This window comes from Frateuria hangzhouensis, assembly GCF_026410505.1.
GTDB classification, from domain to species: Bacteria; Pseudomonadota; Gammaproteobacteria; order Xanthomonadales; family Rhodanobacteraceae; genus Frateuria_A; species Frateuria_A hangzhouensis.
This window is the reverse complement of the sequence record NZ_JAPMIU010000002.1, coordinates 277,603-300,105: the sequence shown is the minus strand read 5'-3', so window position 1 is coordinate 300,105 and position 22,503 is coordinate 277,603. Positions and strand designations below refer to the sequence as shown.

Sequence of the window (22,503 nt, the reverse complement as noted above, 5' to 3'; positions counted from 1 at the left end):
GCTTTTCTGCGTGGGGAAGCGGCCTTACATGGTAGCAGGCAGCCGTACCGGGCCAGCGAAAGCCCGGTATCCATCGTGGCGCGGGAAAAGCGCGCAGGGGTGCGCTATGGCTGGTGGGCGCCCATGGTGGCCACCGGCTCGGTCGCCAGCGACTTGTCGGGTGCCTGGGTCAGCTTGGCGAATACGTCGTCGAAGGCACCTGAGCGGACGAGATAGGTGGCCCCGAACTCGGAAAGGTGGTCGTTGTCCCGATACAGCGGCCGCCCGTCGTGGACCACCATGCAACGTTCGGTGCAGAGGTAGCTGGAGGGATCCACGAACTCGACCGCCCCCCGGCTGGCGATGCGCGCGAAGATCGGATCGACCTTGAGGTTGCGGGACTGGTAGGACGCGATGGGTGGCGAAATGGCGGCGTTGGCATCGCGACCGGTCATCTGCGCGATGAGATAGGCCGATGGCACGCTGTAGTCGATTTCGGGTATCGAGCGGACCACGGCGACGTGCTTGCCCAGGCGATGCAACGCGTCGATCGTGCGTTTGAGGCCGGCCTGCAGGACGACCGGGTTGGGCAGGCGCGCACCGTCCGCGGCCTTGAGGTCCACCAGCCGAACGGTCTCGCCGCCCTCGTGCGGGCTGGGCTTTCCCTCCGCATCCAGCGGCCAGCGCGCCGCCAGGACGACGGTCTTGATGTTGGGCGCACTTGCAAGCATGCCCAGCACGGCGCGGTTGAACGCGCTGCACTCCGGATGATGGACCACGCCGACGCCCGTCAGCGGCGGGCAACCGGAATGACTGGCGTACTTGCCCTTGAAGCCGTGCCGCGCAGCGCCCTTGTCGATGCCCGTGGCGAGCGCGCGTGCATGGGAATCGCCCCACAGCAGGAAGCGGGCCTTGCCATCGGCCACGCCCAGGCTGCACAGCTCGCTCAGGTTGTGCTTGCTGTCGAAGGCCTTGTCGCATCGCCCCCAGTGCTTCCACCGGGCGTCGCCTGCGCCGGCGACGTCGCGCACGTACTGGCGGTTGGGCAGGCCGCGCAGCGCCCAGAGCGACACGCCGGCGCAGGCGATGACAAACAGCGTGGCGGCCGCGGCACCCAGCAAGGGACCGGTGCGCGGCAGCAACCGCTTGGTGCGGAACGGCGTCTCGACGTACTTCCACGACAGCACCGCCAGGATGAAGCTGGCGGCCACGATGAGAGCCGAGCCGGTCAGGCTCCGCGCCCCTATCAGGTACAGCTCGGTGTAGACGATCACCGGCCAGTGCCACAGATACAGCGAGTAGGAAATCAGGCCGACGAAGACCATCGGGCGCAGGCTGAGCACGCGCGAAACCAGCGAAGTGCCCCCGGTGCCGGCGTGGATGATCAGCGCCGCGCCCAGCGTCGGCACGGCGGCCGCGACGCCGGGGAAGCTCGTGTCCGGCGTGTATCCGAAGACGGCCCAGGCCACCAGCGCAGCGCCCAGCGCCGCGATCGCTTCGCGCGTGCCTCGGTTGCGAGGTTCGGCGAACACCTTGAGCGAAAGCACGCTGCCGATGAAAAGCTCCCAGGCGCGCGTGGGTATCAGGTAGAACGCCGCCGTCGCATCGACGCGCGTGACCAGCACGCAGCCGAGGAAGGAAAGCAGGCCCAGCCCGGCCACCCACCGGAAGTAGCGGCGCCCGCCGTAGCGTGCGATCAGCAGGAGCATCAGCGGGAAGAAGATGTAGTACTGCTCCTCCACCGCCAGCGACCAGGTGTGCAGCAGCGGCTTGAACGCGGCCGGGCCGTCGAAGTAGCCCGAGGTGGCGTAGAACAGCACGTTCGAGCAGAACGCCGCGGCCGCCACGGCGCTCTCTGCCAGCTTTCGTAGTTGGAAGGGCGTCAGCAGGACGGTGCCCAGGGGCAACGCCACCAGCATGACCGCGGCCAGCGCGGGCAGGATCCGCCGCGCGCGCCGCTCGTAGAAGCGGACGATGGAAAAGCTGCCGTTCTCCACCTCGCGCAGGATGATCGTGGTGATCAGGTAGCCCGAGATCACGAAGAAGATGTCGACGCCGACATAGCCCCCGCTGAAGACGCCGCTGCCCACGTGGTAAAGCAGCACCGACAGTACAGCCACCGCCCTCAGTCCATCGATGTCGGCCCGGTATTTCAGAGTCATCCCTGGTCTCGCCTGACGATCGGCCGCAACTCGCCGAAGGGGTGGTTGTAGCGGTCCCGGCGTCACGTACCCGTGAATCATTCTCCTGGCCGGAACACCCGCTTCTACAACTGCAGGTTCAACTCGTCGGCCTGCACACGGCCCATGTGGATGCCGTTGACGAACAGCGAGAACGCCAGCTTCCCGGCCAGGCCATGGACGTGTTGCATCCACGGCGGCAGCCAGCGCGGCGGCAGCAGCGTGCCGGCTTCGAAATGCGGTTGCAGGGTGATCACGTCGTGCAGCGCCAGCTTGCCGGCGAACAGGTAGCGCAGCAGGTCCATGCGCTGCTGCTTGAACGCCCAGCGGAAGAAGGTGTGCACGGTGAGCAGGCCGGACAGGTAGACGTTGTCCTTGGCGAAGGCCGCGCCGCCGGTCAGCGGCACGCCGCGGAACACCCGCTGCGCCGAATGGAAGCTGTCGGCCGCGCCCTGCCCGCACTGGCAAAAGTACTGGTAGACCTCGACGAAATCGGCGCCGTTGAGCGCCATGTCGATGGCCAGGATGCGCAGGCTGATGCGCTTCAGCCGGGCGATGTCGATGGCACCGGACATCAGTTCGGCGAACACCGCCAGGCCTTCCTGGGTGGCGGTGACGCGGGGCGAGGTGCGCCCGAGCGAGGTCAGCAGCGGCTGCTCGCGGCCGTTCAGCGCGGTCAGCGAATGGACGAAGGCCTCGTGCGCCAGCAGCTGGTGGCGGTCGTATTCGCTGAAGTGGGCGCCGCCGCGCAGGCGGATGCGGGTGGCGCCGGCGGCGGCCTTGGCGGTGAGCTCGGGGTCGACTTCCACGGCGATGCGGCCGGGGCCGAAGAAGTCGTCCAGCACGCCGCCGAGATCCGCGCGCAGTTGCTCGGCCGTGAGATCCATGGTGACGGCGTCGGCCAGCAGGTCCGCGCCCAGTTCGTCGGACAGCTCGACGAAGTAGCGTGCCGCGTCCAGGTTGCTCTTCTGGCTGCCCGGGATCGAATCGCCCGGCCGCCCGTACAGCGCGATGGAGGGCGCCGTGACGCCCACGCTGCCGACCGCCTCGAGCATCTCCGCGGCGATGCGCCAGGAGGTGGCGGTCCGGCACAGGTAATCGCCGATCGGGTCGCCCATCAGCACCGTTTCGGCCTCGCGCTCGATCGCCGTCAGTTCGGCGCGCGTATCGGCCAGGTCCGGTCGCTCGTAATGCACCTGCGGCAGCGTGAACCGGCCCTGGTCGTAGGCCGCGATCATGCGTTGCTCGAGCGAGGCCGGCCAGGTCACTGTCGGCAGGATGTTGATCGCACGGGTGGCGGCGAGCAGGCGCTGGTCCAGCGCGGCGTAGTGGCGATGCGCGGAGGCGTCGATGTTCATCGCCCAGGCGGCGCGGGCGCGGTGACGCGCCGGTGGGTCGCAGGGGCGAGTGCCGGCTGCACGTCGGCGCCTCTATTCGCGCTCGCGCCGGCCGCGATGGCCGTGCGGGCGATCGGGCGGGCGGCCGCCGCGCTGGCGGCGCAGCCGCGCTTCGAGCGTGGCGGCCTGCTCCTCGCGCTCGTCGCGCAGTTTCAGGTAATTGCGCCAGCGCTCGGCGGTCAGTTCGCCGCGGTCCAGCGCCGACTGCACGGCGCAGCCCGGCTCGCTGCCGTGGCCGCAGTCGGCAAAGCGGCAGGTTTCGGCCAGCGCCTCGATGTCGGCGAACAGGTCGAGGTTTTCCTCGCCGGTGAGCTTGAGCTCGCGCATGCCGGGCGTGTCGATCAGGCAGCCGCCGGAGGGCAGCATCAGCAGCGCGCGGTGGGTGGTGGTGTGACGGCCGCGGCTGTCATGCGCGCGCACTTCGCTGGTGGCCATGCGCTCGTCGCCGAGCAGCGTGTTGGTCAGGGTGGACTTGCCCGCGCCGGAGGAACCCACCAGCACCGCGCTGTCGCCCGGCTGCAGGTAGCGCGCCAGCAAGGTGGCGCTGGCCGGGTCCTTGCCGTTGATGGCGTGGATCGGCGTGTGCTCCGGCAGCCGCTCGCGCAGGGCCGCCTGGCGTTCCTCGGCATCGGCGCGCAGGTCGAGCTTGCTCAGCAGCACCACCGGCTGGGCACCGGAGTCCTCGATCAGCGACAGGTAGCGCTCGATGCGCGCCGGATTGAAGTCGTTGTCCAGCCCCGTAAGGACGAGGACATAATCGATATTCGTGGCGATCACCTGCCGTTCGTAGCGCTCGCCGGCGGCCGCGCGCGAGAGCACGCTGCGCCGCGGCAGCACGGTGACGATGTGTGGCGGGCGGCCGTCTTCCACTTCCACGAAATCGCCCACCGCCGGGCGCTCGGCCGGATCCAGCGTGCGCTTGAGGAAGTGTCCGGCCGGCTGCGCGCCGAACAGCGCCTGGCCGTCGTGAAGTTCGTAGCCGGCGCGGTGCTGCGCCACCACGCGCACGATGCGTTTTCCGCCGGGCGGCAGGTCGCCGCGCCAACCGATGTGGCGCAGGCGTTCGATCGTCGCGGCATCGCTCATGGCTGCCGATTATGCCCGTTTCCCGTGCCGGCTCCTGCATTGGCTTTGTGTGCTGCACTGGGCTCCGTTTCCTGTATGAGCCCACCAATAGAGCACCGCCCACAAATGGGCTCCTACAAGTGAGGCGGGGGGCGCTGTTAGGATCGCCGCTTTCGCCCGCCGCCGAGGACGCACGTGCCGGTTCCGATCATCCCCAGCCCCCACCTCGCCGACGTGCGCTACGAGATCCGCGGCGCGCTTACCCGCCGTGCCCGCGAGCTGGAGTCGTCCGGCCGCGCCATCGTCAAGCTGAACATCGGCAACCCGGCCCGCTACGGCTTTGAAACGCCGATGCACCTGCGTGAGGCGATTGCCGCGCACCTGGCCGACAGCGAGGGCTACGGCCACGAACAGGGGCTGGAGGAGGCGCGCGAGGCGATCGCGGCGCAGCAGCGCGCCCGCGGGGCCCGGGACGTGGCGGTGGAGCGGATCTTCATCGGCAACGGCGTCAGCGAACTGATCGACCTTTCGCTGCGCGCATTGCTGCAGCCGGGCGACGAGGTGCTGCTGCCCAGCCCGGACTATCCACTGTGGAGTGCCGCCACCATCCTCAACGGCGGCCGGCCCCGCTACTACCGATGCCTGGCGGAAAACGGCCACCTGCCCGATCCGGCGGCGATCGAGGCGCTGATCACCCCGCGCACCCGCGCGCTGGTACTGATCAATCCGAACAACCCCACCGGCGCGGTGTACCCGCGCGCGCTGCTGGAACGGCTGGTGGCGATCGCCGAGCGGCACGGACTGCTGTTGCTGGCCGACGAGATCTACGATGAGATCCTCTACGACGAGGCATCGTTCCAGCCACTGGCCGAAGTCGCCGGCGCGCATCCCTGCCTCAGCTTCGGCGGCCTGTCCAAAGTGCACCGCGCCTGCGGCTACCGCGTCGGATGGGTAAGCCTGTCCGGTGATCCGGCGCGCACCGGCAGCTATCGCGACGCGCTGCAGCTGCTCGCGGCGCTGCGCCTGTGCGCCAACGTCACCGCCCAGTGGGCGATCGAGCCGGCGCTGAGTGGCCGCGCCACCATTGCCGCGCTGACCGCGCCGGGCGGGCGCCTGCATGACGCCCGCCGCGCCGTGCTGGAAGGCGTGGCGGCGAGCGGTTTCCTCGACCTGGTCGCCCCCGCGGGCGCGCTCTACGCCTTCCCGCGGGTGCGCACCGAACGACTGCCGCAGTTCGACGACAACGCCTTCGCCCTGCGCCTGCTGGAAGAGGAGGCCGTGCTGGTGGTGCCCGGCTCCAGCTTCAACGTGCCGGCGAGCCGCCATTTCCGCCTGACCCTGTTGCCGCCGCCGGCGCAGTTGGCGGAGGTGTTCGTTCGGATCGAGCGGGTGCTGTCGCGGATGGCGCAGGAGCAGGCGCGCGAGTCGGCGGTGGCTTGATCCAGGACCCTTTCCCGTCGGGAGAGGCGTTTGGCGTGGGGCTCGAGGTTGGCGCATCGACTTCGCCCTTCGGGCTACGCTCAGCGCGAACGGGCCTTTTCAGGGTTCGGAGAAATGCCGTTTGCCCTGAGCGTAGGCGCGCAGCGCCGGAGTCGAAGGGCCCTCACTACCGAAACGGATGACTTGCCATGCCCCTGCACTACCTCGCCCTGGGCGATTCCTACACCATCGGCGAAGCCGTGCCGGCCGCCGGCCGCTGGCCCGCGCAACTGGTGCGGCAACTGCGCGCGCGCGGCGTGGCCGTCGACGACCCGCAGATCGTCGCCGTCACCGGCTGGGCCACCGACGAGCTTTCCGCCGGCATGGATGCGGCCGCGCTGACGCCGCCCTACGACCTGGTCACCCTGCTGATCGGCGTCAACAACCAGTACCGCGGACGCGAGGCCGACGAATACCGCGCACAGTTCAAAGCCCTGCTCGCACGCGCCATCGAGCTGGTTGGCGGCCGTCCCTCGCACGTGGTGGTGGTCTCGATCCCCGACTGGGGTGTCACCCGCTTCGCGCGCGAACAGGGCCGGGATGCTGCGCCGATCGCCCACGAGCTGGACGCCTACAACGCCGTCGCCCGTGATGAAGCCGACCGCGCGGGCGCGCGCTGGGTGGACATCACGCCGATCTCGCGCCGCCATCCGGAGCAGGTGGCCGAGGACGGGCTGCACCCTTCGGCCGCGCAGTACTCGTTGTGGACCGAGGCAATCGAACCGGTGGCCGCCGCTGCGGTGAAATAGCGCGGCCGTTGGGATCGCCGGCGCCTGCCCCAAGCTCCGGGGGTATCATTGATCCTCTTTGCCGGAGCTTTCCCATGTCCCTCGACCCCGCCACCCGCGAACGCATCGAAACCCTGCTCAAGGAGCACCGCGTGGTGCTGTTCATGAAGGGCGACCGCCAGCAGCCGATGTGCGGTTTCTCCGCCGCGGCCACCAACACGCTCAACGAACTGGTCCCCGAGTACCACACGGTCAACGTGTTGGAGGATCCGGAGATCCGCGAGGGCATCAAGGCCTTCGGCGACTGGCCGACGATCCCGCAGCTCTACGTCGAGGGCGAACTGGTCGGCGGCGCCGACATCATTCGCCAGATGTACGCCAGCGGCGAGCTGCACACGCTGTTCGGCGCTGCGCCGCCGGACCGCACGCCGCCGGAAATCACGATTACCGACAAGGCCGCCGAGGCCATCCAGGCCGGCATCGCCAGCGCACAGGGCCTGGCCCTGCACCTGGAGATCGGCCCGGACCACAGCGCCGGCTTCCAGCTGGCGCCGGCCGGCGACCATGACATCGTGGTGAGCGCCAACGGCATCGAGGTGCACTTCGACCCGGGCAGCGCGCAGCGCGCCAGGGGCATCGTGATCGACTGGGTTTCCACCGTGCAGGGCGAAGGCCTGAGCCTGAAGTTCCCCGGTGCGCAGACGATCGGCTCGCTCAGCGTGCAGGAACTGAAGCAGCGCCTGGCCGACGGCAGCGTGATGCTGGTCGACGTGCGTCCGGCCGCCGGCCGCGCCCAAGCCGCCCCGCTGGCGCAGGCACGCGTGCTGGAGGACGAGGGTTACGACACGCTCGCCACGCTGCCCAAGGACACCGCGATCGCCTTCATCTGCCACCACGGCAATTCCAGCCGCGGCGTGGCCGAGCGCTTCGCTGCGCATGGTTTCACCCACGTGTTCAACGTCGAAGGCGGCATGGACGCGTGGGCGAGCGAGATCGACCCGACCGTCCCGCGCTACTGAGCAACCGCGACGGACGTAGGGTGGGCTTCAGCCCACCTTCCTGCACCGTGGCGGTGGGCTGAAGCCCACCCTACGTGCGCTCCGGCCGGCGCAGTCCGCGCCGGCCGGCCCACAGCAGCGCTCCGGCGGCCAGCACGCCGGCCGCCACCAGGCCGTGGTGCGTGGTCGCCCACAACTGCAGGCTGTAGGCCTTCGAGCGTGCGTCGAAGCGCCCGTGCGTGCCGTAGTCGCCGGGCACCGCCTCGAACAGGTTGTCGGGCCGGTCCTGCGGCAGCGGTAGCTTGCCCATCTGGCCGTCAAAACCGAGCTTGACCAGGTCGCGGTCGGCCAGGCGCGGGAACAGCTTGTTGCCGACGATCGCCTTGACCGCCGGAAAGCCCACGCGCAGCTCGCGCCGGCGATGATGCGCCGCCCAGTGGATGCCCTTGGCGGCCACCTCCGGCTGGAAGATCGGCGGCACCGGCTGCGGCCGGCGCGGCAGCGTGGTGCGGCCCCACTGGAACTGCGGCGTGTTGAAGGCGGACAGTTGCACCATGGTGATGTGGATGTCGCTTCGGGCGTGCATCAGTTCCACCCGCAACGCGTCGGTGAAACCGCGGATGGCGAACTTTGCCCCGCAGTACGGCGCCTGTAGCGGGATTGCACGATAGGCCAGCGCCGAGCCCACCTGCACGATGGTGCCGCGATTGCGCTCGCGCATGCGTTTCAACGCCGCCATGGTGCCGTACACGGTGCCCAGGTAAGTCACTTCCGTGGAACGGCGGAACTCGGCCGGACTGATCTCGTGCACGGGCGCGAAGATCGTCGCCATGGCGTCGTTGATCCAGATGTCGATCGGACCGAGCTGCTGTTCGATGCGTTCGGCGGCGGCTTCCACGGCCTCGGCATCGGACACGTCGAGCGGGATCGTCAGGGCCTCGCCACCGAGCTTGCGGACTTCGTCCGCGGCGACTTCCAGGCCATCGCTGCCACGTGCGAGCAACGCGATGCGGGCGCCGTCGCGGGCGAAGCGGTGGGCGGTGGCGCGACCGACGCCGGCGGAGGCGCCGGTGATGACGACGACTTCGGGTTTGCTGCGATGCATGGGCGGGACTCCTGGAACGCCTCCTGTAGGAGCCCACTCGTGGGCGATGCTCTTTGTTCGATGCGGCACCAGCAACAGGAGCATCGCCCACAAGTGGGCTCCTACAAGGGCGGCTAGCTGTAGGCGATGGTGGAAAGCAGCGCGAGCGCGGCCTGGCGCGAATCCAGGCGCGTGTGCTGGACGACGATGGGCACGTCGGACTCGATCACGCTGGAATAGTCGGTATCGGTCGGGATCGGCTCGGGGTCTTTCAGGTCGTTGAAGCGCAGGTGCAGCGTGCGCCGCGCCGGCACCATGATGCGGTAGGGGCCGGCCGGTTCGCGATCCTTGAAATAGATGGTGATGGTCACCTGCGCGTCGCGGTCGTTGGCGTTGAGCAGGCAGGCGGTCTCGTGGCTGAGGAAGCGCGGGTCGTCGGCATGGGTGCCGCCGGGCGGGATGTAGCCCTCGGCGATGGCCCAGCGGCGTTCGCCGATCGGTTCTGGCGTGGTCATGGCAGCTCCTTGTCAGGTTGGATCAACGCGAGGCCGGACACCGGATCGTGGCGCCGGCGAAGGTGCGCGGGCGCCTCGGTGACGATCACTTCCAGCGTGGGGCGCACGTGGCCTTCGAGCAGATGGCCGCCGAGCGCGCGGCCATCGGACTGCCCCAGCACCGCGTGCATGTGCAGCTTGGGCTCCTCGCCCTTGAGCGCCACGTCGCCGATCAGCGACACCACCTCCACTTGTTCGTCGACGGGGTTGCGCTTGTAGGCCTTGGTGTCCCAGTCGAAGTAGCCCAGCATGGCGCGCTGGAAGGCGCCGATGGCGGTCAGGTGCGCGGCGGACAGCTGCTGCGCCTTGGCGAACGCGAGCAGGCAGGCGTTGGCCTCGTCGCCGGTCTCGAGCACGACGGCCCAGGTGCGCGTGTCGCCTTGGTGGATCAGTTGGTAGTGCATGGGTGGACGCTCCTGCTTGTCTCCCTTCTTCCACCGGGAGAGGGGCTTGGGGGGGGAAGGTTCCGGACGAATCTCACGGCGGCGTTCCTCCCCGACCTTCCCCGCCACGCCCGGGCTCCGGCCGCGCGGCCGGCAGCGAGGCCTCGCGTTCGCGGGCCGGAATGTCATCGAGGTTGGACGTGCCCTGCGCCAGGGCCATCGCCAGCACCTGCGACACGTCCAGCGCGGTGCGCCCGGTGCACTGCTCGATCTGCTGGCGGCAGGAGAAGCCGTTGGTGATGATCAGCGTGTCCGGATCGGCCGCGCGGATCGCCGGCAGCAGTTGCAGTTCGCCGATGGCGAGCGACACGTCCACCTTCTTTGCGTCGAAGCCGAACGAACCGGCCATGCCGCAACAGCCGGCATCGAGCCATTCGAAATCCAGTCCCGTCTTGGCCAGCAGCCGCTTCTCCGCGTCGGTGCCGATCACCGCGTGGTGATGGCAATGCGCGTGCACCAGCGCCTTGCGCTTGAGCGGCGGCGGCGCGTAGCCGACGCGGTCGAGGTACTCGCTGAAAAGGAAGGTGTTGCGCGAGAGCCAGTGCGCGCGCTCGTCGCCTGGGAAGAGGTTGGGCAGCTCGTCGCGGAACGCCGCCACGCAGGAAGGTTCCAGCCCCACCACCGGCACGCTGCGGTCGATCTGTGGCGAGAGCGCATCGAGGATGTCGCCGAGCTGGCGGCGCGCCTTGTCCAGCATGCCCTCGGCATACAGCGGCCGGCCGCAGCACAGCGTCGCCCGCGGCACCACTACGTGGTAGCCGGCCGCCTCCAGCACGCCCACGGCGTCCCTGAGCGGCTCCGGATGCAGGTAGTTGTTGAACGTATCCGGCCACAACAGCACCTCGGGCCCGCGCGCGCGCGGGGTCGTGCGCGCGGCGAACCAGTCGCGAAAGGTCTCGCTGGCGAAGTGCGGCATCGTGCGCTGTTGGGCGATGCCGCCGATCGCCTTGGCCAAATGGGAAAGGCCCGGCGTCTGAAGGACCGCGTTGACCAGCCACGGCACGTGCGAAGCGACGCGGGCGATGTCGAAGATGCGCCCCATCGCGTAGGCCGCGCGCGGGCGCAGGCGGCCTTCGTAGTGGTGGTGCATGAACTCGGCCTTGTAGGTGGCCATGTCCACGTTGACCGGGCAGTCGCTCTTGCAGCCCTTGCAGGCCAGGCACATGTCCAGCGCGTCGCGCACCGCCTCGCTGCGCCAGCCGTCCTTGAGCGGATCGCCTTCGAGCATCTCGAACAGCAGGTGCGAGCGCCCGCGCGTCGACCACTTCTCCTCGTGGGTGGCGCGGTAGCTCGGGCACATCACGTTCTTGTGCTTGTTGCGGCAGTTGCCCACGCCCACGCAGCGGCGCGCGGCCTGGGCGAAGCTCATGCCGTCGGCCGGGTAGGCAAACGCGGTCCTGAGCTTGGGCGGCTGGTAGCCGGGACCGTCGCGCAGGTCCGCGTCCATCGGATTGGGATCGACCACCTTGCCGGGGTTCATACGCCCGCGCGGGTCCCACAGCGCCTTGAACTCGCCGAAGGCCTGCACCAGCTCGTCGCCGAACATCTTGGGCAGGAAGGACGCGCGCACCTGGCCGTCGCCGTGCTCGCCGGAGAGCGAGCCACCGTAGGACAGCACCAGGTCGGAGGCCTCGTCCATGAACGCGCGCCACTGCGCCACGGCTTCGGGCGTGGACAGGTCGAAGGCAATGCGGCAGTGGATGCAGCCGTCACCGAAATGGCCGTACAGCGCGCAGGTATAGGTGTACTTGGCCAGCAGTTTGCGGAAGTCGCGCAGGTACGGCCCGACCTTGTCCGGCGGCACGGCGGCGTCCTCCCAACCGGGATGGCCGTCCGGCTGGCCGGGCACCCGCGCGGTGGCGCCCAGGCCCGACTCGCGGATGATCCACAACATGCCCTCTTCGGCCGGGTCGTCGAAGAGCTTCATGCTGGGCGGATGGTCTTCCGCCTTCAGCGCCTGCATCAGCTTGCGCGCCTTGGCGTCGGCCTCCTGCTTGCTGTCGCCACCGAACTCGACCATCAGCCAGCCGCCGCCGGGCGGCAGCAGGGCGCGGTCCTTCGGGTGCATGTCCTTGCGCTTCATGTCGGCGATCAGCGCATCATCGATGCCCTCCAGGCCGGTCGGGCCGAAAGACAGGATCTGCGGCACGTGGTCGCCGGCTTCGAACACGTCGGGGTAGCCGAGCACCAGCAGCGAGCGCACCGGCGGGCTGGGCACCAGCCGTACTTCGGCCTCCAGGATGGTGACGCAGGTGCCTTCGGTGCCGACCAGCGCGCGCGCCACGTTGAAGCCGTTCTCGGGCAGCAGTTCATCCAGGTTGTAGCCGGAAACGCGACGCGGGATCTTGGGGTAGCGCGCGCGGATCTGGTCGGCGTAGCGGTCGCGGATGGATCTGAGGCCCGCATAGATTTCGCCGCGCCGGCCGCCCTCGCCGATGATCCGTTCCAGCTCCTCTTCGCTGGTTGGCCCCACGCGCATGCGCAAGCCGTCGTAGGTGACGATCTCCAGCGCGTGCACGTTGTCGGCCGTGCGCCCGGCCATCACCGAATGCACGCCGCAGGAGTTGTTGCCGATCATGCCGCCCAGCGTGTTGTGCGCGTGGGTGGACGGGTCGGGGCCGAAGGTCAGGTGGTGTTTTTCCGCCTCGTCGCGCAGGTCGTCCAGCACGCAGCCGGGCTCGATGCGGGCGCGGCGCCGTTCGGGGTCGATCGCGACGATCTGGTTCAGGTGGAAGGAGAAATCCATCACCACCGCGGTGTTGCAGCACTGCCCGGCCAGGCTGGTGCCGCCGCCGCGCGAGAGCACCGGCGCGTCGTGTTCGCGGCAGATGCGCAGCACGGCTTCCACGTCTTTCGCATGGCGCGGCTTGACCACGCCGATCGGCACCTGGCGGTAGATCGAACCGTCGGTGGCGTACAGCGCGCGGCTGCCGTCGTCGAAGCACACCTCGCCCTCGATCGCCGCGGCCAGGTCCTGCGCCAGCACCGCGGCAGCGGCGCTGGAGAAGGCCAAGCGGCTGCTGTGCGAGTGGCGCACGCGCGGCGGCGCCAGCGGCAATACCGCGGCATCGCGGTGGCTGTCCCGGCGGTCGCGGCCGTCGGTGGAAGAAGAAGACGCCTCGGCGCCGGATGCGTCGGGATTGTGCGGGAACGAGGGGACGGAGCCATGCTCTCGCTGTTTGGTCATGATGCCGCCCCTCCTTGCAGGTAGCGCGAGGGATTTCCTGTAGGAGCGCACCCTGTGCGCGACCGTGGGCCTGCCGCCCCAGGCGGTCGCGCACAGGGTGCGCTCCTACAGAAATGTCGGCCGATGGGGCCATTCGGCATGTTCCATGGCGGGGCGCGTCGACCCACCTCGTGAGCGCGGCGTGTTTGGCAACGGTGAGTTCTGGCAATCATCTCAGGGTTTCTTCCGGCGAAACGCGGTAGCGCTCCGCGTCGCGCTGTTTGAAGGTCAGGCCCAACCCCATGGCATGGGCGTCGACCACCAGCGCGCCGTCGCGCAGCTCGGGCAGGCCGTCGAAGAACATCGACTCGATGCGCGCGTGATCGTGGAAATACTCGACGTGCTCGAGGTGCCCGACCGTGCTGCACACATGCGCGTGCAGGTGCGGCGCGCAATGCGCCGAGACCGGAATGCCGAAGCCGTGCGCCAGTGCCGCGGCATGCAGGAAGCCGGTGAAGCCGCCGCAGCGGGTGCCGTCGATCTGCAGCACGTCGACCGCGCCGGCCTGCAGCATGCGGCGGAAGTACAAGGCGTCCCAGCCGTATTCGCCGGCGGCGATCGCCATGCCGGCCGGCGCGCGGTCGCGCAACAGCGCCAGGCCTTCCAGGTCGTCCGACGACACCGGCTCCTCGAACCAGCCCACGCCCTCGTGCGCGTAGCGCTCGGCCAGCGCCAGGGCCTGCTTGCGCTCGTAGGCGCCGTTGCCGTCGACCATCAGTTCGGGCGTGCTGCCGATGGCCTGGCGCGCGGCGTGCACGCGGGCCGGGTCCTGCTCCGGATGCGTGCCCACTTTCATCTTGACCCGCTTCATGCCCTGCCCCACCCAGCCTGACAGTTGTTGCTGCAGGCGCTCGAGCGTGTAGGAGGTGAAGCCGCCACTGCCGTACACCGGTACCGCCTGGCGCGCACGGCCGAGCAGGCGCACCACCGCGACGCCGTGCAGGCGCGCCTTGAGATCCCACATGGCCACGTCGAGGGCACTGATGGCCATCAACCCCACGCCGGGACGGCCGATGTTGCGCAGGCTGCGGTTCATGGCGTGCCAGGCGCCGGGGATGTCGTCGACGTCGCGATTGAGCAGGCAATCGCGTAGTGGATCGGCGATCACCGCGGCCGCGGCGGCATGCGCGTACGTCCAACCCAGGCCGGTCTGGCCGCAGGCGGAGATCCGGGCCAGCACCATCGTGGTGGCGTTCCAGGCAATGGTGCCGTCGGCCTCCGGCGCATCGGTGGGGATGCGGTAGGCGCTCGCCTCGATGCGAGCGATGCGGCGCGTTGCGGGAACGGTCGCGGGGGCCGCTGGCCGCCCGTCGTTCATCGCGGGTTGTTCGGGAGGATGCCGGCCAGTACCTGGCGCAGGCTCTGCTTGATGATGCCCGCTTCGTCGGGATCGCCCTTGGCCAGCGCGGTCATGTAGTCCTTGGCCTGTTTCCAGGTGATGTGCGGCGGCAGCGGCGGCACGTCAGGGTCGGCGATGATGTCCAGCAGCACCGGGCAGTCGGCGGCGAAAGCCTGCTCCCAGGCGGTGCCGAGGTCTTCGGGCCGGTCCACGCGGATCGCCTTGAAACCGAGCAGCTCGGCGTATTTGGCGTAGGAGAACTCCTCTACATCCTGTGACTCGGAGAACTTCGGATCACCGCCCAGCGCGCGCTGCTCCCAGGTGACCTGGTTGAGGTCGTCGTTGTGCAGCACCATCACCACGAAGCACGGGTTGCCCCACTGCTTCCAGTACTGCTTGACGGTGATCATCTCGGCGTTGCCGTTCATCTGCATGGCGCCGTCCCCGACGATCGCCAGCACCGGGCGGTCGGGATAGGCGAACTTCGCCGCAATCGCGTAGGGCATGCCGCTGCCCATGGTGGCGAGCTTGCCCGAGAGCGAGGCCTTCATGCCCTTGCGGATCTTCACATCGCGCGCGTACCAGTTGGTATGCGAGCCGCAGTCGCCGCAGATGATGGTGTTGTCCGGCAGCCGCGGCGACAGCTCCCAGAAAATACGCTGCGGATTGATCGGATTGGCCGGCTCCATCGCCTTGGCTTCCAGGTCGCGCCACCACTTGCGCACGTTGAGCTCGATGCGCTCGCGCCAGTCCGGGTTGTCCTTGGGACGCAGCAGGGGCAGCAACCGTTCGAGGACCTGCGCGCTGTCACCGATGAGATTCACTTCGGTGGGATAACGCATCGACACGTTGCGCGGGTCGATGTCGATCTGCACCGCGCGTGCCTGGCCTTCCTCGGGCAGGAATTCCGAATACGGGAAGGTGGTGCCGACCATCAACAGGGTGTCGCAGTCGTTCATCATGTCCCAGCTCGGCTTGGTGCCGAGCAGGCCGATGGAGCCGGTGACGAAGGGCAGCTCGTCCGGCAGCGCCGCCTTGCCGAGCAGCGCCTTGGCCACGCCGGCATCGAGCCGGTTGGCCACCGCGACCACCTGGTCGCCGGCCGCCATCGCGCCCGCGCCGATCAGGATCGCCACCTTGCGCCCATCGTTGAGCAGGTCGGCGGCGCGCTGGATGTCTGCGTCACTGGGCACCGGGCAGGGGTTGGCGTAGCCCACGCCGGTGTAGATGTCGTTGTGCTTGCGCGGCGGGTGCTTGACCGCCGGCAGCTCCTGGATGTCGTTGGGTACGATCACGCAGGTGACCGTGCGCCGCGCCGCGGCGACGCGGATGGCGCGGTCCATCACCTGGCGCACCTGCACCGGCGACAGCACCGTTTCGACGTAGCCGCAAACGTCCTGGAACAGCACCTGCAGGTCCACCTCCTGCTGGTAGTCGCTGCCGATCGCGCTGCGCGCGGACTGGCCGACGATGGCCAGCACCGGCATGTGGTCCATCTGCGCGTCGTACAGGCCGTTCAACAGGTGGATCGCGCCGGGCCCGGAGGTGGCCATGCATACGCCGATCTCGCCGGTGAACTTGGCGTGCGCGCCGGCCATGAAGGCGGCCATTTCCTCGTGGCGCACGCGCACGTAGTCGAAGCGCTCGGCGGCGCGACCCATCGCACCCATGATCCCGTTGATGCCGTCGCCGGGAAAACCGAAGATGCGCCGGATGCCCCAGTCGGTGAGGCGTTGCAGGATGAAGTCGCCGACGGTGTCGCTCATGGAAGGCCTGGCTCCTTGCGGGCGCGTGGCGCCGCGGACGGGGCGCAAGGCTTCGCCTCGCGCGAAAAAGCGCGTGCCTGTCAGAGCTGCGGGGTCTGGCAAGGATCGGTGCCACGGCAGGGGGACGCCGCTACCGATGCGCGCGGGATCGGACCGCCCTACCTTGCCGCGCAGGCGGTCATCTGCGGGTGAAAGAGGCGCGATGCAGGCGCTATGCCTGGCGCAGGTTCCTGCGACGACGCCTGTGTAGGAGCCCACTTGTGGGCGATGCGTTTCTGGCCGGATGCGGCGAAAGAGCCTCGCCCACAAGTGGCTCCTACAGGGGCGGGTTCAGTCGCCGTCCGTGTCGTCCTCGAAGCGCAGGTGCTTGACGCTGCGGCCGTTGCGCCGGACCAGCTTGAGTGCCTCGATGCCGATGCGGATGTGCGCCTCGACGTACTTCTCGGTCACGCTGCGGTCGCTGGCCTCGGTCTTGACGCCCTCGGGGATCATCGGCTGGTCGGACACCAGCAGCAGCGCGCCGACCGGGATCTTGTTGGCGAAGCCAGCGGCGAAGATGGTGGCCGTTTCCATGTCCACCGCCATGCAGCGGGTGCGGCGCAGGTAATCCTTGAACGCCTCGTCGTGCTCCCACACGCGCCGGTTGGTGGTGTAGACCGTGCCGGTCCAGTAGTCGTGGCCGAGGTCGCGGATCATCGTGGAGACCGCGCGCTGCAACTGGAACGCCGGCAGCGCCGGCACTTCCGGCAGCAGGTAGTCGCCCGAGGTGCCCTCGCCGCGGATCGCGGCGATCGGCAGCACCAGGTCGCCGAGCTGGTTCTTCTTCTTGAGCCCGCCGCACTTGCCCAGGAACAGCGCCGCCTGCGGCTGCACCGCGCTGAGCAGGTCCATCACCGTGGCGGCGTTGGGGCTGCCCATGCCGAAGTTGATCAGGGTAATGCCGTCGGCGGTGGCATTGGGCATCGGCCGGTCGCGGCCCTGCACTTCCACGCCATGCCATTGCGCGAACATGTCCACGTACAGGCCGAAATTGGTCAGCAGCACGTGCCGGCCGAACTGCTCCAGTGGCGTGCCGGTGTAGCGCGGCAGCCAGTTGGAGACGATCTCTTGCTTGTCCTTCATGGGGTATCCGACGAAAGCGCACCGCGTCGGCGGCACGCGCGCCGGCGACGCCACGCCGGCAGGAGCCATTTCTCGAGTACCGCCATTGTACGGGGTGCGGCCCGCGGCGGTCACTCAAGCGCGTTCGAAGCTGGCCGATAACTGTCAGGAAACCCGCGCCACATGACTCAGGTCACAGCATTGATGCGCGTGTTATGTTCGGCGCGTCATGACCAGGGGGATGACACGATGCGGATGGGGCTGGCTATTGATGCGTCCTGCGACCTGCCGCAGGCGTTCATCGAAGAACACGATATCGCGGTGATGCCGATCGCGGTGAAGCTCGACGGCACCGTCTTCAAGGACGACCGCGACCAGCAAGAGATCGAGCGCTTCCTCTACATGAAGCTGGCCGGCACGCACGCGGCCGAGACCGAGCCGTGTTCGGTCGAGGACGTGCAGCGGCTGTTCCTGGACAAGCTGGTGCTGGAGCGCGACTGCGTCTTCTGCCTGACCATCACCGCCACGCGCAGCCCGATCCACGACCACGTGCTGAAAGCCAGCTTCGCGATCCTGAAGAACTATCGCGAGGCGCGCGACCGCGCCGGCGTGCCGGGGCCGTTCCTGATGCGCGTGGTCGATACCCGCAACGTGTTCGCTGGCGAAGGCCCGGCGGTGTTCGAGGCGGCGCGCCTGATCCGGGCCGGCGAGACGCCGCCGGTGATCCGCGAACGGCTGGGCGCGGTGGCCAACCATACCTACGGCTACATGTTGCCGCGCGACCTGCACCACCTGCGCAGCCGTACCAGGAAGCGGGGCGACCGCAGCGTCAGCCTGTTCAGCGCGGTGGTCGGCACGGCGCTGGACATCAAGCCGCTGCTGCGCTGCTTCCGCGGCGAAACCGGCCCGGTCGGCAAGGTGCGCGGCTTCGAGCACGGCGCCGAGACGCTGTTCGGCTACGCCACCCGCCGCGTGCGCGCAGGGCTGATGGTGCCGGTGGTGTGCGTCAGTTACGGCGGCGACCTGGCCGAACTGGCCAGGCTGCCCGGCTACGACGGCCTGCGCCAGGCCTGTGAGGAGGCCGGCATCACTCTGCTGGAGGCGCCGATGAGCATCACCGGCATGGTCAACGTGGGCGAAGGCGCCGTCACGCTGGGATTCGCCGCCGAGGAACACGAGGCCGATTTCTAGCCTGGACCGCCCTGCTCCTCCCCTCCGGCGAGAGGGCCGGCCTCGCCGGGGGGAGCCGAAGCGCAGGGTTCACCCGTACGCTCCTAGAATCGGTCCATGCGCCGCCTCCCGTCTGCCCTCTTCCTGCTCGGCCCCGGCCTGCTCGCCGGCGGGCTGGGCTGGCACGGCACCGCCGCCGCCACCACCATCTACGAATGCACCACCGCCGACGGGCGGCTGATCTACCAGGACACGCCCTGCCGCGCTGGCCAGAAGCAACGCACGATGGAAGTGGCCGATGCGCCCTCGGCGCCGCCAGCCGCCGCCGCGCCATCCGCACCCGAGCCGCCGGCGCCGGCCTCGCCACCGCCAGCGCCCGAACCACCGTCGGCGCCGCTGCCGCTGATGTACACCTGCGTCCGTGCCACCGACGGCAAGAGCTACCTCAGCGACAACGGCAACCCGGCGCCCTACCAGGCGCCCCTGGGCGTGCTGGGCGCCTGGCAGCAGCCGCTCTCGGACGTCTACGGCCCCGACCGTGGCGGCGCCGGCATCTCGGCGCCCGAAGCCAACCGCGGCCGCGTCAGCTCCGGCCTGGTGGCGAACAACTACGTGTGGGTGCAGGACCAGTGCCGCGAACTGGACATCGACGAAACCTGCCAGGCCCTGCAGGAGGCACGCGACGAAAACGAGCACAAGCTGCGCAACGCCTTCAAGAGCCAGCGCCCGCCGCTGGAGAAACGCGAGGCACAACTGCGCGCCCAGCTCGCCAACTGCGGCGGGTGACCGCTTCGTAGGGTGGGCTTCAGCCCACCATGCTCTTCCGCACGAACCGTGGTGGGCTGAAGCCCACCCTACGACTGGAGAAGCGCGATCCGCAGTTGGCCACTGCGGAGGATGACCGATCTTCGCAGATCGTTAGAAACCGAAGCTCAGGAAGCCGCCGTCCACCGCCAGCACCTGGCCGGTGATGTAGCCGGCCGCCGGCAGGCACAGGAAGGCCACCGCGGCGGCGACCTCCTCCGGCTCGCCGATGCGTTTGAGCGGCGTGCGCTCGAGCACTTCCTCGAGGTAATCCGGATCGGCCAGCGCCGCCTCCGAGCGCTGGGTGCGGATGTACCAGGGCGCCACCGCGTTGACGCGGATGCCGTCGATCGCCCATTCCGCGGCCAGGTTGCGGGTGAGCTGGTGCAGCGCCGCCTTGCTCATGCCGTAGGGCGAGCCGGTGCGCACGTGCGTGGTGCCGGAGACCGAACCCACGTTCACGATCGCCGCGTTGCCGTGCTCGACCAGGTGCGCATGCGCCAGCCGGCACATCTCGAAAGCGCTGAACAGGTTCTGCTCGAAAATGGCGCGGTAGTCGTCGCTGGCGTAGGCGAGCGTGGACTCCGGCGCGTTGCCGCCGGCGTTGTTGATCAGCAGCGAGAGCGACGCATCGAGGTCGGCGATCCAGTCGAACACCGCCAGCCGATCCTCCTCCTCGGCCAGGTCGGCGCCGAAGGCGAGCACCTCGCGCCCGGGCAGTTCCTCGGCCAGCTCCGCGCGCACCTGTTCCAGATGCACCTCGTCGCGCGCCACCAGCAGCAGGTCCGCGCCCAGCCCACCGAGCTCGCGCGCGACGGCCAGGCCGATGCCTTTGCTGGCGCCGGTGATCAGGGCGGTGTGGCCGGTGAGCTGCCAGGCGTCGGTGCGCAGGTTCATGGGCGCAGAGCTTAGCCGATGCGCTTGCCGCGATCGCGTGGCGGCGGGACACTGCCGGCTGGTCGATACCCAGGGGATCCGCCCGTGAAACATCTGCTGCCACTCGCCTGCCTGCTGGCACTCGCCGGCTGTTCGAACAAGGCGCCCGAACCGCAGGCCACCGCCGCGTCCGAGCGCGTCGCCACGCCGTGGGACGACATGAAGAAGGACGAGCAGAAGGCCCGGGACGTGCAGAAGCTGGTCGACGACCGCGCCAAGGCGCAACGGAAGGCGCTGGACGAAGCCGGGCAATAGCACCGGTTCCCTCCTGTAGGAGCCCACTTGTGGGCGATGCTCTTCGGCAGCGCCAAGGCAAAAGCATCGCCCACAAGCGCGCTCCTACAAAAAGCGTGCGAAGCCGGCTGTGCTCAGCGCGGCGCGCAGAAGCAGTAGGCGTAGACGTTCGGCCGGCCGGCCTGCGCGTGTCGCAACAGCTTCAGCTCCGGCGCCAGGCGCGGCAGTTCGGCCAGCCATGCGGGCAAGTGCAGACCGTAGCTGCGGGCCGCCTGCACCATCGCGCTGCGGTTCATGCCGACCAGGAACTGCTCGAAGCCACCCAGCGGCGCTTCGATGTAATGCACCGGGTAGTCCTTGCCCAGCTTGGCCAGTGCAGCCGCCTGGTCGAGCGCGGCGTCCATGCCGCCGAGCTGGTCGACCAGCCCGCGCGCGAGCGCCTGGCGACCGGTCCACACGCGGCCCTGGGCGATCGCGTCGATCGCCTCGAAACTCTTGCCGCGCGCCTTGGCCACCTTGCCGACGAAGTCGCGGTAGCCCTTGTCGATGATCGCCTGGATCACCTGGCCGGCCTGTGGGTCAAGCGGCCGGGTGATGTCGAAGGCGCCGGCCATCGGCCCGGTGCCCACGCCGTCGCTGTGGATGCCGAGCTTGTCCAGGGTGCCGGGCACCGCGTAGTACATGCCGAAGATGCCGATCGAACCGGTGATGGTGTTGGGATCGGCAAGGATGCGGTTGGCGTTCATCGCGATCCAGTAACCGCCGCTGGCCGCCACGTTGCCCATCGACACGACCACCGGGATGCCGGCCTCACGGGTCAGCGCCACTTCGCGGCGGATCTGCTCGGCGGCGTAGACCTCGCCGCCGGGCGAGTTGATCCGCAGCACCAGCGCCTTGGTGCGCCGGTCCTGCCGCGCCGCGCGGATCAAGGCGGCGGTCGATTCCCCGCCGACGCTGCCCTGCGGCTGGCGGCCGCCGACGATCTCGCCTTCGGCGACCACCACCGCCACGCCGGAGGCGAACGCGCCGCCGTGGCCGAGGTTGGCCGCGTACCGCGAAAGATCGATCTGGCGGAAGCCCTGCTGCGGCTTGTCGCCGGCCGGTACGCCGGCCTTGCGCATCATCGCGTCGAGCTGCGCGCGGGTGGCGGTGCCATCGATCAGGTGCTGGTCCTGCGCCAGTCGGGCCAGGTCGCCGCGGGTGCGTTCGATGGCCGCCGGCAGGTTGTCGATGTCGGCGCGCACGGCGGCCGGGTCGAGCTTGCGCAGCCGCGCCACCTCGGCGATGTATTCGTCCCACAGGCCGCCCATCCAGTAGCGGTCGGCCGCCTTCGAATCGTCCGAGGCATGGTCGAGGATGTACGGCTCGGCGGCGCTCTTGAAGCGGCCGACGCGGAACAGGTGCACGTCCACGCCGAGCTTGTCGAGCAGGTCCTTGTAGAACAGCCGGTAGCTGGCCAGGCCGGTGATCAGCACGCCACCCTGCGGATCGAGCAGGATCCGGTCGGCGTGCGCGGCCAGGTAGTACTGGCCCTGGTCCAGGTTCACGCCCCACACGATCACCGGCTTGCCGCTGGCGCGAAAGCGGTCCAGCGCTGCGCCCACCTCGCGCAGCGCGGCAAAGCCGCCACTCTTGAGTTCATCCGGCAGCAGCAGGATGCGGCTGATCCGCTTGTCCTGCGCGGCCGCGTCGATGGCGCCGACCAGGTCGCGCATCTGCACCTGCTTCGGCGGCTCGCCCGAAAGGCTCTGGAGCGCCCGCTGCAGCGGCTCGATGCTGTATTGCTCGACCAGCTCGCCCTTGGGCTGCAGCACCAGCACGCTGTCGTCCTTGACCGTGTGCGCCAGCCGGTTGCCGGCCACGCCGCCGACGATCAGCAGCAGCACGAAGAACAGCAGCACGAAGAACACCAGGTTGAGGATCACCAGCCGCACCATGTTGAAGCCGCGGCCGATCACGCGAAGGAAGGCCCAGAATCCGTTCGGGCGGCGCAGCGGCGGCGGGGTGCTCATCGGTCGTT

The 22,503-nt window shown here is 69.2% G+C and carries 18 protein-coding genes; 6 read left to right on the top strand and 12 right to left on the bottom strand.

Translation table 11 applies throughout. From position 1 onward, the window contains the following. Positions 1–104: 104 nt before the first annotated feature. The 3 genes from OSC30_RS03185 to rsgA all read right to left on the bottom strand — a co-directional run bounded on the left by OSC30_RS03185 (position 105) and on the right by rsgA (position 4,642). Positions 105–2,141 (bottom strand): acyltransferase family protein, encoded by a 2,037-nt coding sequence (locus OSC30_RS03185; protein ID WP_267170375.1) that lies wholly within the window; start codon positions 2,139–2,141, stop codon positions 105–107. Positions 2,142–2,245: 104 nt separating this feature from the next. After that, positions 2,246–3,517: a peptidase MATCAP family protein gene (locus tag OSC30_RS03180; RefSeq protein ID WP_267170374.1), complete on the bottom strand. Its 1,272-nt coding sequence runs from the start codon at positions 3,515–3,517 to the stop codon at positions 2,246–2,248. A 72-nt stretch (positions 3,518–3,589) separates the two neighbouring features. Further along, positions 3,590–4,642: a ribosome small subunit-dependent GTPase A gene (gene rsgA, locus OSC30_RS03175; protein ID WP_267170373.1), complete on the bottom strand. Its 1,053-nt coding sequence runs from the start codon at positions 4,640–4,642 to the stop codon at positions 3,590–3,592. Positions 4,643–4,816: 174 nt separating this feature from the next. Here rsgA and OSC30_RS03170 point away from each other — a divergent pair, with 174 nt between their 5' ends. The 3 genes from OSC30_RS03170 to grxD all read left to right on the top strand — a co-directional run bounded on the left by OSC30_RS03170 (position 4,817) and on the right by grxD (position 7,847). Continuing rightward, positions 4,817–6,061 (top strand): aminotransferase class I/II-fold pyridoxal phosphate-dependent enzyme, encoded by a 1,245-nt coding sequence (locus OSC30_RS03170; RefSeq protein ID WP_267170372.1) that lies wholly within the window; start codon positions 4,817–4,819, stop codon positions 6,059–6,061. 188 nt (positions 6,062–6,249) lie between these two features. Further along, positions 6,250–6,849, top strand: coding sequence for an SGNH/GDSL hydrolase family protein (locus OSC30_RS03165; protein ID WP_267170371.1), 600 nt, complete (start codon positions 6,250–6,252; stop codon positions 6,847–6,849). Positions 6,850–6,923: 74 nt separating this feature from the next. Next, the gene (gene grxD, locus OSC30_RS03160) at positions 6,924–7,847 is read left to right on the top strand and encodes a Grx4 family monothiol glutaredoxin (protein ID WP_267170370.1); all 924 of its coding nucleotides are present in this window, start codon (positions 6,924–6,926) and stop codon (positions 7,845–7,847) included. A 70-nt stretch (positions 7,848–7,917) separates the two neighbouring features. On the opposite strand, the gene OSC30_RS03155 is transcribed toward grxD, so the two are convergent. From OSC30_RS03155 to OSC30_RS03125, 7 genes are all read right to left on the bottom strand, one after another. After that, positions 7,918–8,931 carry an SDR family oxidoreductase gene (locus OSC30_RS03155; protein WP_267170369.1) on the bottom strand — a complete coding sequence of 338 codons (1,014 nt, stop codon included), beginning with the start codon at positions 8,929–8,931 and terminating at the stop codon, positions 7,918–7,920. Positions 8,932–9,044: 113 nt separating this feature from the next. Next, a complete protein-coding gene (locus tag OSC30_RS03150; protein ID WP_267170368.1) occupies positions 9,045–9,425 on the bottom strand; it encodes a sensory rhodopsin transducer in 381 nt (126 codons plus the stop codon). Next, positions 9,422–9,868 (bottom strand): PPC domain-containing DNA-binding protein, encoded by a 447-nt coding sequence (locus OSC30_RS03145; protein WP_267170367.1) that lies wholly within the window; start codon positions 9,866–9,868, stop codon positions 9,422–9,424. Before OSC30_RS03145 ends, OSC30_RS03150 begins: the two co-directional genes overlap by 4 nt. Positions 9,869–9,941: 73 nt before the next feature. Continuing rightward, complete coding sequence (locus OSC30_RS03140; RefSeq protein WP_267170366.1) at positions 9,942–13,094, bottom strand: FAD-binding and (Fe-S)-binding domain-containing protein; 3,153 nt, start codon at positions 13,092–13,094, stop codon at positions 9,942–9,944. A gap of 208 nt (positions 13,095–13,302) precedes the next feature. Then, complete coding sequence (locus OSC30_RS03135) at positions 13,303–14,451, bottom strand: enolase C-terminal domain-like protein (RefSeq protein WP_267170365.1); 1,149 nt, start codon at positions 14,449–14,451, stop codon at positions 13,303–13,305. Further along, positions 14,448–16,238 (bottom strand): thiamine pyrophosphate-requiring protein, encoded by a 1,791-nt coding sequence (locus OSC30_RS03130; protein WP_267170364.1) that lies wholly within the window; start codon positions 16,236–16,238, stop codon positions 14,448–14,450. The genes OSC30_RS03135 and OSC30_RS03130 overlap by 4 nt, the downstream gene beginning before the upstream one ends. Positions 16,239–16,568: 330 nt before the next feature. Further along, positions 16,569–17,360 (bottom strand): AMP nucleosidase, encoded by a 792-nt coding sequence (locus OSC30_RS03125; protein ID WP_267170363.1) that lies wholly within the window; start codon positions 17,358–17,360, stop codon positions 16,569–16,571. 228 nt (positions 17,361–17,588) lie between these two features. On the opposite strand from OSC30_RS03125, the gene OSC30_RS03120 reads away from it, so the two are divergent. After that, positions 17,589–18,530: a DegV family protein gene (locus OSC30_RS03120; protein ID WP_267170487.1), complete on the top strand. Its 942-nt coding sequence runs from the start codon at positions 17,589–17,591 to the stop codon at positions 18,528–18,530. Between the two features lie 96 nt (positions 18,531–18,626). Then, a complete protein-coding gene (locus OSC30_RS03115; RefSeq protein ID WP_267170362.1) occupies positions 18,627–19,295 on the top strand; it encodes a DUF4124 domain-containing protein in 669 nt (222 codons plus the stop codon). A 132-nt stretch (positions 19,296–19,427) separates the two neighbouring features. Here OSC30_RS03115 and OSC30_RS03110 read toward each other — a convergent pair whose 3' ends face one another. After that, positions 19,428–20,210, bottom strand: coding sequence for an SDR family oxidoreductase (locus OSC30_RS03110; protein WP_267170361.1), 783 nt, complete (start codon positions 20,208–20,210; stop codon positions 19,428–19,430). A gap of 84 nt (positions 20,211–20,294) precedes the next feature. Here OSC30_RS03110 and OSC30_RS03105 point away from each other — a divergent pair, with 84 nt between their 5' ends. Beyond that, complete coding sequence (locus OSC30_RS03105) at positions 20,295–20,504, top strand: hypothetical protein (RefSeq protein WP_267170360.1); 210 nt, start codon at positions 20,295–20,297, stop codon at positions 20,502–20,504. Between the two features lie 113 nt (positions 20,505–20,617). Here the strand turns inward: OSC30_RS03105 and sppA are convergent, their stop codons facing one another. Beyond that, entirely contained in the window at positions 20,618–22,495 is a 1,878-nt protein-coding gene (sppA, locus tag OSC30_RS03100; protein ID WP_267170359.1) for a signal peptide peptidase SppA, read from the bottom strand. Positions 22,496–22,503 lie beyond the last annotated feature (8 nt).